The 16759-nt window shown below is 40.4% G+C and carries 17 protein-coding genes; 9 read left to right on the top strand and 8 right to left on the bottom strand.

Annotated features, from left to right (window positions below; translation table 11 throughout):
* The first annotated feature begins 52 nt into the window (after positions 1-52).
* The 6 genes from EHO58_RS14420 (at position 53) to ilvA (ending at position 5051) form a co-directional block, all read left to right on the top strand.
* Positions 53-1621, top strand: a complete 1569-nt coding sequence (locus EHO58_RS14420; RefSeq protein WP_135680381.1) for an MFS transporter — start codon at positions 53-55, stop codon at positions 1619-1621.
* A gap of 30 nt (positions 1622-1651) precedes the next feature.
* The gene (locus tag EHO58_RS14415; RefSeq protein ID WP_135680380.1) at positions 1652-2107 is read left to right on the top strand and encodes an SRPBCC family protein; all 456 of its coding nucleotides are present in this window, start codon (positions 1652-1654) and stop codon (positions 2105-2107) included.
* Positions 2108-2173: 66 nt separating this feature from the next.
* Entirely contained in the window at positions 2174-2644 is a 471-nt protein-coding gene (locus EHO58_RS14410; RefSeq protein WP_135680379.1) for an SRPBCC family protein, read from the top strand.
* A 20-nt stretch (positions 2645-2664) separates the two neighbouring features.
* Positions 2665-3102 carry an SRPBCC family protein gene (locus EHO58_RS14405; protein WP_135680378.1) on the top strand — a complete coding sequence of 146 codons (438 nt, stop codon included), beginning with the start codon at positions 2665-2667 and terminating at the stop codon, positions 3100-3102.
* Between the two features lie 132 nt (positions 3103-3234).
* Complete coding sequence (locus EHO58_RS14400; protein ID WP_135626149.1) at positions 3235-3453, top strand: hypothetical protein; 219 nt, start codon at positions 3235-3237, stop codon at positions 3451-3453.
* Between the two features lie 80 nt (positions 3454-3533).
* Complete coding sequence (gene ilvA / locus EHO58_RS14395; protein ID WP_135680377.1) at positions 3534-5051, top strand: threonine ammonia-lyase, biosynthetic; 1518 nt, start codon at positions 3534-3536, stop codon at positions 5049-5051.
* Positions 5052-5083: 32 nt separating this feature from the next.
* Here ilvA and EHO58_RS14390 read toward each other — a convergent pair whose 3' ends face one another.
* The 3 genes from EHO58_RS14390 to asd all read right to left on the bottom strand — a co-directional run bounded on the left by EHO58_RS14390 (position 5084) and on the right by asd (position 8230).
* Positions 5084-5590 carry a hypothetical protein gene (locus EHO58_RS14390; RefSeq protein ID WP_244241186.1) on the bottom strand — a complete coding sequence of 169 codons (507 nt, stop codon included), beginning with the start codon at positions 5588-5590 and terminating at the stop codon, positions 5084-5086.
* Between the two features lie 86 nt (positions 5591-5676).
* A complete protein-coding gene (locus EHO58_RS14385) occupies positions 5677-6006 on the bottom strand; it encodes a DUF971 domain-containing protein (RefSeq protein ID WP_135626147.1) in 330 nt (109 codons plus the stop codon).
* A gap of 1 nt (position 6007) precedes the next feature.
* The gene (asd, locus tag EHO58_RS14380) at positions 6008-8230 is read right to left on the bottom strand and encodes an archaetidylserine decarboxylase (protein ID WP_135680376.1); all 2223 of its coding nucleotides are present in this window, start codon (positions 8228-8230) and stop codon (positions 6008-6010) included.
* 65 nt (positions 8231-8295) lie between these two features.
* Here asd and EHO58_RS14375 point away from each other — a divergent pair, with 65 nt between their 5' ends.
* Complete coding sequence (locus EHO58_RS14375) at positions 8296-9231, top strand: LIC_11366 family protein (RefSeq protein ID WP_244241185.1); 936 nt, start codon at positions 8296-8298, stop codon at positions 9229-9231.
* A gap of 11 nt (positions 9232-9242) precedes the next feature.
* Here EHO58_RS14375 and EHO58_RS14370 read toward each other — a convergent pair whose 3' ends face one another.
* The 5 genes from EHO58_RS14370 to EHO58_RS14350 all read right to left on the bottom strand — a co-directional run bounded on the left by EHO58_RS14370 (position 9243) and on the right by EHO58_RS14350 (position 15570).
* Positions 9243-9881: an START domain-containing protein gene (locus EHO58_RS14370; RefSeq protein ID WP_135680375.1), complete on the bottom strand. Its 639-nt coding sequence runs from the start codon at positions 9879-9881 to the stop codon at positions 9243-9245.
* Positions 9882-9990: 109 nt separating this feature from the next.
* Complete coding sequence (locus tag EHO58_RS14365; RefSeq protein WP_135680488.1) at positions 9991-12162, bottom strand: 7TM diverse intracellular signaling domain-containing protein; 2172 nt, start codon at positions 12160-12162, stop codon at positions 9991-9993.
* A gap of 87 nt (positions 12163-12249) precedes the next feature.
* Entirely contained in the window at positions 12250-13431 is a 1182-nt protein-coding gene (locus tag EHO58_RS14360) for an acyl-CoA dehydrogenase family protein (protein ID WP_008592059.1), read from the bottom strand.
* A gap of 153 nt (positions 13432-13584) precedes the next feature.
* Complete coding sequence (locus EHO58_RS14355; protein ID WP_135680374.1) at positions 13585-14769, bottom strand: sterol desaturase family protein; 1185 nt, start codon at positions 14767-14769, stop codon at positions 13585-13587.
* Positions 14770-14787: 18 nt separating this feature from the next.
* Positions 14788-15570, bottom strand: coding sequence for an SDR family NAD(P)-dependent oxidoreductase (locus EHO58_RS14350; protein ID WP_135680373.1), 783 nt, complete (start codon positions 15568-15570; stop codon positions 14788-14790).
* A 175-nt stretch (positions 15571-15745) separates the two neighbouring features.
* Here EHO58_RS14350 and EHO58_RS14345 point away from each other — a divergent pair, with 175 nt between their 5' ends.
* Both EHO58_RS14345 and EHO58_RS14340 read left to right on the top strand, forming a co-directional pair.
* Positions 15746-16399 carry a glutathione S-transferase family protein gene (locus tag EHO58_RS14345; protein ID WP_135680372.1) on the top strand — a complete coding sequence of 218 codons (654 nt, stop codon included), beginning with the start codon at positions 15746-15748 and terminating at the stop codon, positions 16397-16399.
* A 121-nt stretch (positions 16400-16520) separates the two neighbouring features.
* The gene (locus tag EHO58_RS14340) at positions 16521-16757 is read left to right on the top strand and encodes a hypothetical protein (protein WP_135626140.1); all 237 of its coding nucleotides are present in this window, start codon (positions 16521-16523) and stop codon (positions 16755-16757) included.
* The last annotated feature ends 2 nt before the right edge of the window (positions 16758-16759 follow it).

Below are 16759 nucleotides of genomic sequence, written 5' to 3'. Positions count from 1 at the left end.
CGGGAATTTGTCCCGGTGCTATATTAGAATTATATAAAAAGGTAAATTCAGAATGTCTGATACTAAAACTGAAAACACACCAAAGGCCACTAAAAAAGAGTGGATCGGCTTGGCGGTAATCGCGCTGCCTTGCCTGCTATATGCGATGGATTTAACGGTTCTTTATCTTGCGGCCCCTCAATTGTCCGCGGATCTAAATCCGACTCCTTCTCAACAATTATGGATCATGGATATCTATGGATTTTTGGTCGCTGGATTTCTTGTGATTATGGGAAATCTGGGGGATAGAATTGGTCGTCGTAAACTTCTTCTCTATGGAGCGGCAGCTTTCGGAGTGGCATCCGTTCTTGCGGCATTTTCTCCTAGTTCCGAAATTTTGATCCTGACCCGTGCGATCTTAGGGATCACAGCGGCAACTTTGGCTCCTTCTACCCTATCATTAATTCGTAATATGTTTTTGGATCCGGAAGAAAGGACTTTTGCGATCGGTATCTGGGGGATGAGTTTTTCTTTGGGTGGAGCGATAGGCCCTCTTGTGGGCGGGGTTCTACTGGAATATTTCTGGTGGGGTTCCGTTTTCTTAATGAGCGTTCCAGTTATGATAGTCCTACTTATCGTCGGACCTAAACTTCTGCCTGAATTCAAAGATCCTAATGCAGGAAAGATGGATATCCCGAGTGCGATCCTATCTTTAGTATCAGTTCTTTCTATTATCTATGGTTTGAAACAAATCGCAGAGAATGGCTGGGGAACAATCCCAATTCTTACTATACTTGCAGGATTAGCAGTCGGAGCGGTCTTTATTAAAAGGCAAACCACCTTGCGAGATCCAATGATAGATCTGGAGCTGTTCAAACTTCCCGCATTCACTGCTGCAGTCGTCGGAAATACGATGACCATCTTCGTAGGCTTGGGCGCTTTCTTGTTTATTTCCCAATACTTACAATTGGTCTTAGGACTTTCTCCCTTGGAAGCTGGGCTTTGGACTCTTCCTGGAGCGTTAGGCAATATCATAGGATCTCTTACGATCCATATGATTGTTCGTATTATGCGCCCATTATACGTGATGTTAAGCGGACTTGTATTGCTCGCGATCGGTATGTATTTATACACTCTGATCAATACCGAAAATGGGATCTGGATGATTATCGCAGGATCTCTCATCATGTCTTTCGGGATCTGCGCAGTTGTGATCTTAGGAACGGATATCATCGTTGGTTCTGCGCCTCCGGAAAGAGCGGGAGCTGCAGCTTCCATTTCGGAAACAGCCGCCGAATTCGGCGGGGTCTTAGGAATCGCAGTACTTGGAAGTATTGGTGTTGCGATTTTCAAATCCAGGATCAATTCGATTGAGCTTCCCGGACTCACTCCTGAACAATGGGAAAGTTCTCATAATACTCTGGCTTCTGCGGTATCTGTAGCCAAAGAACTTCCTGAGCCAAGTAGACAAATATTGCTCAGCACTGCCCAGGGTGCATTCACCGATTCTTTACATTTTGTTTCTTTCTTAGGTGTGGGAATCTCTATTGCTTTAGCATTTGTGATCTTCTTCATCTTAAAGAACAAAAAAGAACCGGAAGCAGCTACGGAAACACCTGAATTAGAAAAAGCAGCAAGATAATATTAATAGAACATAATTAAGGAAAATAGAATGAAAGCAGAAGTTTCAGTCGTTGGAAAAGAAATTATAGGAATTAAAACTTTCGACGCCCCAAGAGAATTAGTTTGGGATGCTTGGACTGACCCAAAACACGTGGCGATCTGGTGGGGACCAAACGGTTTTACGAATACCATTCATGAAATGAGCGTAAAACCCGGAGGGGTCTGGAGATTTATAATGCATGGTCCGGATGGAGTAGATTATCCAAACCGTATCGAGTTTATAGAAGTAGTAAAACCTGAAAAATTGGTCTACGATCATGGCGACGATTCTAATCCAAAACAATTCCATGTGACTGTTCTTTTCGAAGAAGAAGGTTCCAAAACCAAACTTACGATGAGATCCAGATTCCCGAGTGAAGATGATATTAAAAAAGTCGCAGATTTCGCGCTGGATGGACTTAGGGAAACTCTCGGTCGTCTAGAAAATTTCTTAGGAAAGAAGTAATAGAATTCGGAGTAATTCCGAAATAGTTTAGAATATAATAATTTTTTAAAAGCGGAGAAGAAGTTTGTGAACGAGATCAAACAACCTGAATTTAAAGAGATGATACTGACTAGGACTCTAAATGCTCCAAGAGATCTAGTTTGGAAGGCTTGGACAGATCCTAATATGGTATCTCAATGGTGGGGTCCTCATGGTTTTACGGCTCCTCTCTGCCAATTAGATCTTCGCCCAGGCGGAGAGATCCTCATCCATATGAGAGATCCGGAAGGTGGGATCAATCCGATGAACGGTACTTATAAGGAGATCGTCGCTTTAGAAAAGATCGTATTTTCTTCTTATATCGCTTTCGAGATGGACGGTAAAAAACCCGCGGCAGAAATCCAGATCACTATCCTATTTGTGGACAAAGGTTCTCAAACAGAACTTCAAGTGCGTGCACTTCCTATCAAAGTGGATCCTGAACTGTATCCTGCAGTGGAAGGTATGGAAGAAGGTTGGACCCAAACCCTCGATAAACTTACCGCAATGTTTGCTTAATTGATCTTAGGGAGAAATATATGAACCAAAACAATCCTAAAGAAATCGTAAGCACAAGAGTCGTAAATTTTCCAAGAGAGAAGGTTTTTCAAGCCTGGACAGACCCTGACCAATTAAAGAATTGGTGGGGACCGAAAGGTTTTAAGAATACTTTCGAGGTTTTTGATCAAAGACCGGGTGGAGAATGGAAATTTACCATGCATGGTCCAGATGGAACAGATTATCCGAATCGAAGTGTATTTCAGGAAATCGTAAAACCGGAAAAGATAGTATTCGATCATCTATCAGGCCCGATTTTCAAAGTGACTACTACATTCGAATCAATCGGAGAAAAGACAAAATTGGTTTTCAGAATGTTATTCGAAACTGCTGAAGAATGTGAGCAGATCAAAGCTTATGCCGTGGATGGGAATGAACAGAATTTCGATCGTTTAGAAGAACTTCTGGCAAAGGTTTAATTACCCTGGATGGGAAACAAAACAAAAAACAAAGATTAAGGAAACAGAATATGAAAGTAAATCCGTTGCAAATACTAAGTTTTTGGATCATCATCTTTCCTTTTCAAAGAAGGAAAAGAGCCGGAGCTTAAGATGGACTCGAAAGTGGGAGGTTACTCCCACTATTTTCATAAATCTCCCGATAAGGAAAAGATCCGAACTAAAGAAATTCAGAACGATATTTTTCGTAAGAAAAAGATCTTTTTTACAGCCTTATTTTCCGTTCCGGAAGAAAAACAAGAGATCAGTCGTTTCTGGGAGGAAGCCTTGGAAAGATTAGCGGAACTTCTCCGCAGGATCCAAGGATCTTAATATCAAAAAATCTTTGGTAGTAAATCCTAGTAGATTAAATTCTATCCCTAAGAGCGCTTTTGCCCTTGGGGATTTCTTTCGTGATAGATTATATCCGTAAAATTTTAGACGCGAGAGTGTACGACGTCGCGGTCCATACTCCCTTGGACCCTATGATCAGAATGAGCCAAAGATTAAATTCTTCGGTTCTATTAAAAAGGGAGGACCTCCAACCGATCTTCTCCTTTAAGATCAGAGGAGCATATAATTTAATTTCCAGACTTTCATCCGAAGAAAAAAGATCCGGAGTGATCTGCGCTTCTGCGGGAAATCATGCACAAGGAGTTGCACTCTCCGCTCAAAAATTAGGGATCAAGGCAATCATCGTGATGCCTATCACTACCCCATCTATAAAAATAGAAGCAGTCCAATATTTCGGAGCAGACATTATTCTTTATGGGGATACTTTCGATGAAGCATATTCTCATGCCAGAAAATTAGAAAAGGAGAAAGGACTAAAATTCATTCATCCTTACGACGATCCGGATGTGATCGCAGGACAAGGAACAGTCGGTTTAGAAATTTTACAGCAGTATCCGGATCCGATCGAAGCGATTTTTATTCCAATCGGAGGCGGAGGTTTAGCAGCAGGAGTTGCTTCTTATATTAAATTTTTAAGACCGGAAATCAAAGTGATCGGAGTGGAACCTTCGGATGCTGCTTCTATGAAGGAAGCAATCTCTGCCGGCAAAAGAGTTATCTTAGATAGAGTCGGATTATTTGCGGACGGAGTTGCAGTCAGACAAGCAGGAGAAGAAACATTCAAAGTTTGTAAAGAACTCTTAGACGATGTATTAGTAGCAAACACAGACGAGATCTGTGCCGCAGTCAAAGATATATTCGAGGATATGAGAGTGATCGCAGAGCCTGCAGGTGCATTGTCCCTTGCAGGATTAAAATCTTACGCCAACCAAAATCCGAATCGAACCGGGGCGCTTATAGCTATCAATAGCGGCGCGAACATGAATTTTGATAGGCTTAGACATGTGGCAGAAAGAGCGGAAATTGGAGAATCCAGGGAAATTTTACTCGGGGTCACCATCCCGGAAAAACCTGGAAGTTATTTAAAATTCGTTCAAACTTTAGGAAATAAGATCATAACCGAATTCAATTATAGATATGCTACCGATAAACAAGCACATGTATTCGTAGGTTTAAAACTAAAAGGTGCCAATTCTGAAAAAGAAAAAGTAATTTCAGAATTGGAATCATTGGGTTATGAAGTTTTAGATATCAGTGCGAATGAAACAGCTAAGATCCATATTCGTTATATGGTGGGTGGAAGAGTTTCCGAACTTAAAGACGAGATCATACTAAGATGTGAGTTCCCGGAACGCCCGGGTGCCTTGTTAAAATTTTTAGAATCAGTCGGAAGCAATTGGAATATTACATTATTTCATTATAGAAATCACGGAGCGGATTACGGAAGAGTATTAGTCGGATTTCAAGTTCCTTCTGCCGATAGAGAAGGTTTTAGAGAAAGGCTTAAAAGTTTAGGTTATCCTTATGAAGAAGAAACTGATAATCCAGCTTATAAAATGTTTTTGCACAATGTTTGACTGGGATCGAAGTTAGGAACAGTGTCGGACTTTTAAGTATCCACTCTAAAATATGCCTTCTTTACCATTTTTTGGACATCGTATCTTTGGCCTGGATCTTCTCCCAAACAAAAGAACATGATCCCATACATTACGTTTTCCTTAAACAAGGTGATATGCAGAATATGAAGATTACTTCCTTTATCTTTATAATAAACCCTGAATGCGGGGCGACTTGCTACTTCTAATTCTCCGAATTCAAGTATCCTGCCATTCCCTTTTTTGATAGAGTCGATGACTCCCATTTGAAATTCCCGGTTCAGGGCACCGTGATCTATAGATTCAGTTAATTCTTTTCGAGTGATCAGAACACTTGCAGACTCATTATAATCTTTTGCCGCAAAAATCCCTCCTGCAAACGGTTCCATAGGAAACCAATCGAAAGGAATGGTCAGGTTAAGAGGTGAATTCGGCTCCTTCTTCTTTTCGGGAGAAAGAGAAGTGAATACGGAAAATATCAGAAGGACAAAAAGGACCCGATTCAAAAATTTTAAGATCACCCTTTTGTCTCCCTCCGTTAGGCCTTTTATTAATTTCGGCTTTGGAAAGGGCATATTTTAGTTAGAAAGAGTAGTTCTAGACAGAATCAGGGAATTCCCAGATCCCCAGGTTCTCCCTGCGCATATAATCTGAGAGAATCAAAGCTGTAAATGCCTGTATTATGATAATCTCCCCAGACCAAATTGATCGCGTATCTTCCTACCTTGGAAAAAGACAATAATTTGGCATCTTTGATCCCGCCAGTTGTCGCTCCTATTTTTCCGCCATGACCTCCCTTACAAACCACGCAGGGACATCTTTTTCTGAGTTCTAATAGGGGAAATTCGGAGATAACTCCGTCTTTCCATTCTATTTTTAGAATATTCTCATCGAATTCTATGGTTTCTGGTGTAGTAGCTTTTAAACTAAGACTCATATTATCTAGGAAGTTTTAAGACCTGTTTTCTGAAAGTTCCGATCGTGGTTCCATAAGTTACCTTTTCGTTCAGAGGAAGTTCCGCAAAATCGAAAGTATCTCTTTCTAAGATCAAAATCACAGTTGAACCCATTTCGAATCTACCTAGTTCCGCACCTTTTTCGATCATGATAGAAACGTCTTTATAATCTTCTTCTTTGGTAGTTCGAATAAGAGTATTCGTGATGATCTTTTTATCATAAGTCACACGGATACGACCTACGTTAGAGGCCCCCACTTTGATCACAGCCACGAGTCCGAATTCAGTCTGTAAGAATGTGATCAATCTTTCATTTTTAGGAAAAAGTCCTCTGATCCCGAAAACAGCCAATTCATTTACAGGGAATAGTTTTCCGGGTTCATAATAATATCCTAATATTCTACCGTATGCAGGAGAATGGATCCGATGATAGTCCTGGGGAGAAAGATAAAATGTGATATATTTTCCGTTCTGGAATTTGGAAAGATACTTATCTCCTCCGATCAATTCCTTCAGATTATAATCCACACCTTTTGCCTGTAGGATCACCTGATCATTGATATCTCCAAAACCTGTGATCCTTGCATCCACAGGAGAAACAAGCGCGTTCTCCGCTGAATCTATGATCCTTGCTCCTGCTTTTAAAGCTCTGGTGAAAAATTGGTTTAATGAATTATATTCTTGGATCTCCAACTCTGCTTCGTTCAAATTGATCTTGTACGCTTTTGCAAACGCCTTTAAGATCGGGATCATGATAAATCTAGGCAGTCTCAAAGAAGCCAAGATCCCAAATAACAAAGAAACCAAGTTTTTAGGAAGGATAGAAAGAAGAAGAAGATAGAAGTCCTTAAAGATCTCGTAATGTGCCCCACCCTCCAGGAATTTCCTAAGTTCCCCTTGAGCAACCTTAGCTAAAAGGACCAAACTGATGAGCACTGGGACCGCAGTAATAAGTGCGAGCCCATAACCGATACCGAATACTTGTAATAAAAAATTTTCTCCGTATTGAACATAAGCATAAGCGGAACCAAGTAGAGAAGCTATAAATAAGATCCTATACGCGTTTGCGAATTTTTCCCCGAAGATATATCTGGCATTCTGTTCACCGGTATAAAACCATCCGGAGATAGCGACTATGGAAAATAATAAGAAGGATGCTATTAAAGCCAGTCTTGCAGGATCCGTAGGACCGTTTACTAGAACGTATAAGAAATTTTTAACAGACTCGAGATCCTTAACTCCGAAGGAAAATAATGCATAGATCACTAAAGTAGAGATCACAAAACCTTCGAAAAATGTGGCAAGCATGCTTACGATTCCCTGTTTCGCGGCAGAATCAGTACGAACCACACCTGCTACTCCTGCACTCTTTCCGATCCCGGTTTCAGTGGATAAGAAGAACATTCCTGTTCCTGTGCTGAAAATCCTTGCGAGAGAAAATCCTCCTCCAAGTAGTAAGGAGAATGGTTGCATCGCTTCTTTGAATACGGACTCTAAGAAAAAGTAAAAATTGCCCAGATGATCTCTGAACAATAGAACATAACTTAAGAAAAATAGAATGAGACCTATAGGAGCGATATAAGAGGAAACTTTTCCGATCCTTCTGATCCCGCCTAATACTACGAATACTACTATGATAGAAACTAAAAACGGAACTGTCATCCCTTGGATATCCAGTCCATTCTGTGCTAAAAAGGAAGCTCCCAAAATAGGGATCGCACTTCCCATAGAAAGTACTGTTAACAAACAAGCCAAAGAAAAAGCGATAGCAAGCCATCTAGCTCTAAGCGCTTTTTCTATAAAATACATTGGACCTGAAAGATATCTTCCACTTTCCAACTTGATCCTGAATCGGATCGCAAGTGTGGAAGAAACAAAACGAAGTGGCATGATCAGAAAACTAGAAAGCCAGATCCAAAGTAAAACTCCCGGACCCGCTAATACTAATGCAAGTGCGGAACCAAGCACTGCTCCCGGAAGTAAGGAAGATCCTGTTCCGGCATAGAATGCTTGAGAATGTACTAAACGTCCTCTGGAACCTTTGTAGTCCATGTTCCCGGAAAAAATTTTAATCGCTAAGAATAAAAAACGGATTTGTGGAAACTTTAAACGGAATGTTAGGTACAACCCGATGAAGAGTAAAAAATAAAAATATGGTTTTAAAAGATCCAAATCCAAGAACGGAAATAGTTTAGTTGTTAGCATTCCAATCCATCTTTTCCTTAAAAATAAAGGCTTTTAGAATTATTGGCCCGGAAAATTCTGCTAGCATGCCGGGCTCCTACACAGTTTTCACGCATCCAGTCCCAAAACCACTCCTTTTTAAAAAGTCGTCGGGGCCTAAAGGTAGAAGAGCAAGTGTCTATTCTATCATCCTGACCGGGCTAGTATTCGGAATGATTTCCTTGGGTGCAGAAGAAAGTGTTATAACCACTCCTAAACTGAAGGAAATGCCTGAAAACAGGGCTCCAGAAACTCCGGATACTTGGGAATTCGGCGCCAGATTCGGCTTTGGAATGAGAGGACCGAACAGATTCGATCAGAATTTAAACGGTTTTAGTTCCAACTTGAATCCTCTAGTGGCAAGCCAAACAAAGCAAGAAAACACAAGAGGAAGTATCCAAGGAGAATTTTTAGCCAGGACCAGGCTAAGCGAAAATTTTAAGGTCGGGATAATAGGCGGATATAGATATTTCGATCCATTTCATCTCACTAACCTTACCTCCGAACCTTTTTATACTAAACTGAATTTCGAAATGGAAAGTTTTTACGTTTTAGGAATGGTCTGGCAAGAAGGTAGACTGAACAGATACTTCCGTTGGGAAACAGGGCTTGGCCTCGGGATCACAAGAGCATTATGGGTAACGAAAGGTTACGCCACAAACGGAAAAGAATATTACCAACAAAATGGAAATATGAGAGGAAGCGGATTAGAATTCAGATTAGAAGGTTCCTTGATCCATCCGATCAATGAAAGAGTTAGTTTAAGTTTCGGGACTTATTTGGCCTGGATCAATATCACTTCATTCGACGGCTCCTTTAACGGAGATACTGCCTCATTTTATATAAGACAGGATGGAAGACTTTCTCCTCTTACGGAATCTACGAACCAAGACAATATACTACTTTCCAACCAATATTCCAGAAAGTTGGACATGCAGTCCGCATATGGCGGACTGTTTTTCGGCGTGAATTATAAATTATAAAATCCTAATACTTAGTTAGAAACTGGAAGGATCAAATCCGGGTGTTTTTGAGAGTTAATATATTTAGACTCGGTCACTTTTTCCTTCATTTTCCTTAATGTTTCGTAAGGAATATCTACCACCACAAAATTCGCGATAGAAGTAGGGATACTTCCACCCGGGTCACTTAGTATCTGGTAGGTAACTTCTATCTCGTCTCCTACCGGAACAAATTTCCAAAAACCCTTAAGTGTTCCTCTTACTAGTCCCTTTTTCTCGGCCACTATATTTGCAACAGGCCGGATCGAATAAGTTACCGCTCCGGTAGTTTTGTCCTGACTAAAAACAGTATGGATCACAAAGTCTCTATCATTCACCGGCCAAGGAGCACCATTCTGGATATAAATATACTTTTCCTTCGTATTCAGGACCTTAACCGCTTCTGCATGTTTACAATTTTTAAACCAAGTAACGTAATTCGGATTATCTTCCATTAAAGAGATCACAGTATTCAGATCAGTTTTAAGTTTTGTTTTTCCACGAAACTCTTTTAATTCGGAACCTTCCACAGTTCTAGTATGGACAGTGATCCCGTTTTTTTCCTTCTCCAGATCCCAAGAAAATATCTGCATAGGAATTAAAAGAAATACGATCAGATATACATGTTTCATAAGAATGATTAAACCTCTCGGCGCTGGCTTATAACCGAAACAATGGTCTAAGCCGATCTAAGATCAAATCAACTGTAAAATTGGGTTATAGAATATAAGTTAGGAAATATTAATCAATATCTAAGGAACTGGGCTCTCTTTTGTATTTGAGAGGTTTTTGGAGGTATTTGATCAGAAGGACTTTATTTCCTTTATCGTTAAACTTCACCACATCGAAAACTTTTCGGGTCATCATGATCCCACGACCATGAGTATAACTTTCCTCGTTCAGTTTTTCTCCGTCCAAATTTAACACCTTCTTAAAATCAAAGCCGTCTCCCTCGTCCTCTATCTCGAAACCGATCCGTTTTGAATTCAGGGAATAAGCCACTTTTACGTTCCTAGCCCCGTAAAATGCCTCTCTTTGTCTTTTTTGGATGAACTCCATATAATTTCCCGACTTCATCGCATCCGTTTTCTCATCAAAGCTGATGCCCAAGTTCCCATGTTCGATCGCATTGATCAAAACTTCTCTAAGGCATGTACGAATCGCAGTGATCACTTCGGAACCGGCAAATTGACTCAGATTAGAAGTCAGCTGCCTACTCAGGATATCCGCATTTCTGAGATAATTATTCACAGTAAAATGCATACTTTCAGAGAGTAAAAAGCGGGACAGAATGTCTTCGGAAATTTCAGAAACTTTACCTAATACCTTCCTTCCCGCCTCACTCTCAAAAGATTGGAGGCGGATCTTTACCGGTTTAGGTTCCATTACATATTTCTGTTTGAATTCAGAATGGAACTCCACAGTTTTCCTGGTTCTTAAATGTTCTTCTAATTTCTCTTTTGCAAGAAGAAGTACGATAGATCCTTCTTGCGTATCCAGAGTATAGATCAGATCCAAGAAATTTTTGCCTTCTACTTCTGCAGGTTTATAACCCGTGAGTCTGGAAAGAGTACGGTTCGCATCCTTGATATTCCCTTCTTGGTCCAATGTAAGAAGAAGTTCTTCCGCTCCTTCAAACAAATTCCTAAACCTTAGCTCGGATTGTTCGATTGCATGTTTTGCCTCGTTCAGATCCTCCACCTTAGAAGAAAGATCTTTGGACAGATCATTGACCCTATCAGCCAAGGCTAATGCCAAAAGAAGAATATGCATCGCGGTTCCGATCTCTACTCCCCAATACGCCAAAGAGATTGTATGAGGAATGATCCCTGAAAAACGTAAAGTAAATACGAATGCTCCGGCAACGAGTGCGATCCAAGCTCCCAAAAAGAAAAGTGCGGACCTTAAATTCCTTGAAAACCCTTGGAAGCCCAAAAACAAGATTGCTGCCAAGGTGATCGTGGATAAAAAAACATAAAGTGCTAATGCAAATCCAAACGGGAAAAAATATCCGACTACTACAAGTACATAAGATAAAATTGATATTCCTTTTAAAACCTTATTAGAGTTCGGATAATTATTAGGAGCATCGAAATAAAGTCGGATAAAATCCGCAGTCGTCCCTGAAACCAAAAAAGTAAAAGAAGTGATGATATGGCTTGCCCAAACTACAGAGTTCGGCCAGAAAAATTGGAAAGAATATCCGTGAAGTGACCATTGAGCGAGCACTCCGGCACCCACATACCCGAAAAATGCTAAGTACGTTTTTTCCTTGGTGGATAAGAACAAAAATAGATTGTATAATGCCATTACCAAAAGAGATCCGAAATAGATCCCAAGTAATATCTGCTCATTACTTATATTAGAGAAAAAGTCCTCGGACTTATAAGCGAACGCAGCAAAGTTTATCGAACTTTTAGTTTGGATCTTTAGATAAACTGTGTCTTTCTCTCCTGCTTTTAACTCCAAAGGAAAACTAGGAAATCTATATTGGATAGGTCTCTCGCTAAAAGGAACTCTGTCCCCTCCTCGAAACAAAACCTTGTCCCCTTTGGAGGCCAGGTATAATTCTGCCTTGTCCAATTGGCTATAATGGATTTCCAAAATCCAGGAAACTGAATTTGAAGATTTGTTTTCAAGAGGGATCTTGAACCAATGAGCCTGGTCCGAATATCCTAAACTCGCGGAAGGAAGAGGATAAAACTCCTGCCTTTGCATTTTTTCGAAACCGGTATCCCCTTCTTCGTCGACCCAAACCTCCGCGTAAGAAACCAAAGAGATCCCATCATAAGGAAGAGAAGAAGGATCGAACGCAAAAATCGGATTAAAAATGGAAAGGGTCAAAAGAATGAACGAGAGTTTACAAAAAACTCTCCAAGGTAGAAAATTCTGGATGTCCAAAAACCCTTTCACTCTTTCTAAAAAACCGGAGGGAAAAGTTTGACCGTACCGGATCGGCAAGCAAGTCAAAATTCTCCCCTCGGAGACTAAAAGAGGATTTTAGCCTTTTTTGTTTTTGGACGCCGCATCTTTTATGAGTCCTGCGGCAATTTCATTCCTCTGGATCTGGCTTGTGCCTTCGTAGATCTGTAGGATTTTAGCGTCCCTGTAAAATTTTTCCACCGGGTATTCTTTGGTATATCCGTATCCGCCGAAAATTTGCACCGCGTCTGACGCGACTTGGACGGAAGAATCGGATGCATAACATTTTGCCATTGCGGAAAATTTTGCAGCATCCTTATGGAAAGTCTCCGCATACACTCCCGCTTTATAAGTCAGAAGTCTGGATCCTTCTATCTTGATGGCCATGTCGGCAAGCATATGCTGGATTGCTTGGAAAGAAGCGATTGTAGTCCCAAATTGTTCCCTTTCCCTAGCATATTCGATCGCTGCATCGAATGCACCTTGCATTAAACCGACTGCTCCTGCTGCTACAGCAGGTCTAGAAAGTATAAGAGTCTTGAACGCATGTAAGAATCCCATATTCTCTTTTCCGCCCAAAAGATTTTCTTCAGGGATCTCGCAATCTTCCATAATAAGTTGTCTTGTTTCAGAACATCTGATTCCCAACTTATCTTCCTTCTTTCCGAAAGAAAATCCTTTGGTTCCTTTTTCTATGATAAAACAAGAAATCCCTCTTGGACCTCTGTCTTTATCAGTCATCGCAAATACTGTATAAATATCAGCTTGGCCTGCACTGCTGATCCATTGTTTTGTTCCGTTCAAAACATAACGGTCCCCTTTTTTCACTGCAGTGGTAGCCATTGCAGGAACGTCGGAGCCCGCTCCAGGTTCCGATAAACCGAATGCAGCGGTTTTTTCTCCCGAAGCAAGAAGAGGAAGCCATTTATCTTTTTGAGCCTTGGTCCCTCCCACATCGATCGGTAGAGCGCCTAATTTTGTAGAAGTAAATGCGGTGTTCACACCTAAACATCCCCAGGAAACTTCTTCAGCGAGGACGATACCTCCCATCATTCCGTAACCTAGTCCACCATGTTCTTCGTCGAACAATGCCTGGTATAATCCTGCTTCTTTAAATTTTTGTAAAATAGCTTTCGGATACTCGTTATTTTCGTCGTAGTGCATTCTGTTCGGAACGACTTCCTTTCTGACTACGTCCCTGACCAGTTCTCTGAGTTGTTGTAATTCCTCTGGTAATTCGAATTGAAGCGGTGAATTCAAGCTTGCCTCCCAATGATATTCTATTTCAAATTCGGATTTTGATTCCTAGGCAATCTTTAGAAGAAGGTATAGATTGATCAAGCGAAGCTTTTCACCTCGCCTGAGAGAATGTGGATTGTTTGTTACACGAACTAAAGGATAGAATCTAAGAGACTATTTTAGATTCCAAACCAGAACACCTAATAATACGAACTTTAGAACTTCCCATTTTTCCATTTTAGTCCTTCCGTTCCATACAAGACCTAAACTTAAAAAAGCAAAGAGGAACCAAAGACCAAAGCCTGAATACAAAGCCAAAGATATCTTTCCCAATTTTATAAGTTTCAACAGATAGACGGAAAGACCCGCAAGAACGACAAATTGCAAAACTCCATATACCTTTCTGGAACTAGAAATGGTCGGATCGAATTTCGTATAAGTGGATCTGTTTATTTCAGGGACCTTCTTCTCTCCTCCTAACGAATCAGGTCTCCAGTCCGGTTTTTTGATCAGAAGAAGAAGTTTATCTTTCCAACTAGGGGTGGCCTTCACTAAATTCCAAAGAGAAATATACACATGCAAATTTGCCCAGATAGGATTGAATGTAGGAAGAGGTTCCGTTAATCCGTAGATCGGCTCCTTCTTCTCTTCCGTGTATGTTCCAAACCAACGATCCCAAAGGATGAGTATCCCGCCATGATTCTTATCCAAATATTCTGGATCTCTTCCATGGTGGACTCTATGGTGAGAAGGAGTCAGAAGCACTTTTTCCATCCAACCCAATTTACCGATTAATCTAGTATGGACCCAGAATTGATAGATCTTCAAGATACCATGGCAAATAAAGAACATCCACCAAGGAATTCCGAGCAAAGCCAAAGGAAGATTGAAAGCATATTCAAAGATCCTTTGGAACATGGACTGCCTAAGTGCAACAGTTAGATTAAATTCTTCGCTGGAATGATGGGTCACATGGCAGGCCCATAGAAAATGGATCTCATGAGTTGCTCTATGGAACCAATAATAAATAAAATCAACAGCGATGAGAACAAATGTCCATGCAAGAAACGATTCTAGGTTGAATTGCCAACCCTCTGCAGTTTTTATCAAAGGAGAAGAAGATGGAAAATCCCCCAAATGAAAAAGGCTTTGGACAGAATAATATATTCTAATTTTATCATATAGTAGAATGGCGCCTAAGGTAATTATAACCCCTGTAAAAGAATATAAAATCCCGGTTGCTAGATCGGAAACAGAATCATTCCATCTATAAACTGATTTCCTTCTTCCCCATATAAATTCTATCAAGGCAAGTCCCAAGAAAAAAGGAACCGCCTTGTCCAAAATCGTTTCTTGCATATCCCACACTCTTACTATTTAGTTTACTGTATTTAGAAATTTTGCCAATTTACGTACAAGGAATCTTGGGGAGATCCGAACGGATTGTGCCATTACCTTGTTCGCTACCCCGGAAATCACAACTGCCTTACCTGCTTTTACTGCTTGGTAACCTACCTTTGCTACGTAAGCCGCATCCGCTTTAGGAACAAGACCGCTATTTAAGATCGCAGATTTATCCATCTCCGCTCTTTTGAAAAATTCGGTTTTAGTCGGCCCAGGGCATAGACAAGTAACATTCACACCGTCTTTACGAACTTCTTCCGCAAGTCCTTCCGAGAAAAATAGAACGTATGCCTTGGATGCATAATAATTTGTCATCATAGGACCCGGTTGGAAAGCAGCAGTAGAAGCCACATTTAAAATTTTTCCAGTATGTCTTTCTCTCATATCCTTCAAGAACAAATGAGTTAATTCTACAAGAGAAGTCACATTAACTTGGATAAGATCTAATTCCTCTTTTAGATCCAAAGAATGGAATTTTCCGTTCGTTCCAAAGCCTGCATTATTCACTAAAAGATCCACGATCGCTTTTTTCTTCTTAGCGAAGTCGTAAATTTTTTTAGGAGTTTTTGGATCGGATAAATCTGCGGAAAGAACTTCTACATTCGCTCCCAAACTTTCCATTTCCTTTTTTACTGAGTTTAATGTTTTCAGATTTCTTGCTACGAGTATAAGATCGTAACCGTCTTTTGCGGCCAATTTGGAAATTTCATACCCGATGCCCACACTTGCTCCGGTAATTAATGCTGTTTTTTTCATAACCTATAAGATTCCTTTTCGAAAGAGTATAATCGCTTTTTTCGCAGCCAATTTTAGATTTAGATTTCCTTTCAGGAAAGTAGAAATTGAAAATTCATACAAGTTCCCTTTCTTTCTGATCTGTCATGAAAAAGACTTTACCATCCCGCTTCTAATTGGATGATCCTAGCCTCTTATGATAAAACTTCACGGTTATCCGATCAGCAATTATACGAATAAGGTCAAATTGGCACTTTTGGAAAAAGGTTTGGAGTTCGAAGAAATTCGCACTCCATTCTCCCAAGACGAGGAGTTCCTACAAAAAAGCCCGATGGGAAAAATCCCCTACTTAGAAGTAGATGGAAAATATCTGGTAGAGTCCCAGGCAATTCTGGAATTTTTAGATGATGCTTATCCGAATACCAAACGTTTGATCCCGGCTGATCCATTCGAAGCGGCTGAAGTTAGAACAATTATATCCTTCATCGAAAATTATATAGATATCCCTGCACGCAGATTGTACGAGTCTATCGTAGAAGGAAAAACGATCTCACCTGAAACTGTGGAACTCACAAAACTCTCCATCCAAAAGGGAGCGAGGGCTCTTTCCAGAGTGGCGAAATTTTCTCCTTATATTGCAGGCAAAGAATTCTCTGCAGCGGATTGTTCTGCGTTTGCCACCTTTCAGATCATAAACGATCATATCTCTGATTGGATCTCTCCGAATCCACTTTTTGAAATTTCGGGACTACAAGCATATCTGGATATGATGATGCAGAATCCAAATGCCGCAAAAGTGGACAAACCAAAGTCAGTCGTGATGAAAGCTTTAAAAAGACTCCGCAAATAGAGCGGATCTAAATCTCAGATTTTGTGCGCCGCGTTTTTTCCTGAGAAAAATTCGGATCAAACCTAGTTGCAAAAAATCTGGTTGACTGGTTCGGTTCGCAAATTAACCTGCTGGTGTCTTTATGGAAGCAGAGAAAGTCATTTCGGTCCCTATCAAAGAACTTCCTCACTTAAAAGTGATCCTAGCCGGATGGTACAATTTTTTAAAGGATAGTTACGATCAGAAAACGATAGACGCAAACGCCTTTAAAGATTCTTTAAAGACGAATGTGGTCTATAATATCGATTCCGATCAAATAGAATTACTACTTTCAGGCACGGAACAATTGCTTCAAAACTTCCGCAAAAAACTTTCTTAGTT

The organism is Leptospira selangorensis (assembly GCF_004769405.1).
Taxonomy (GTDB): domain Bacteria; phylum Spirochaetota; class Leptospiria; order Leptospirales; family Leptospiraceae; genus Leptospira_B; species Leptospira_B selangorensis.
The sequence above is the reverse complement of the archived record's forward strand: the minus strand, read 5'-3'. Positions and strand labels throughout refer to the sequence as shown.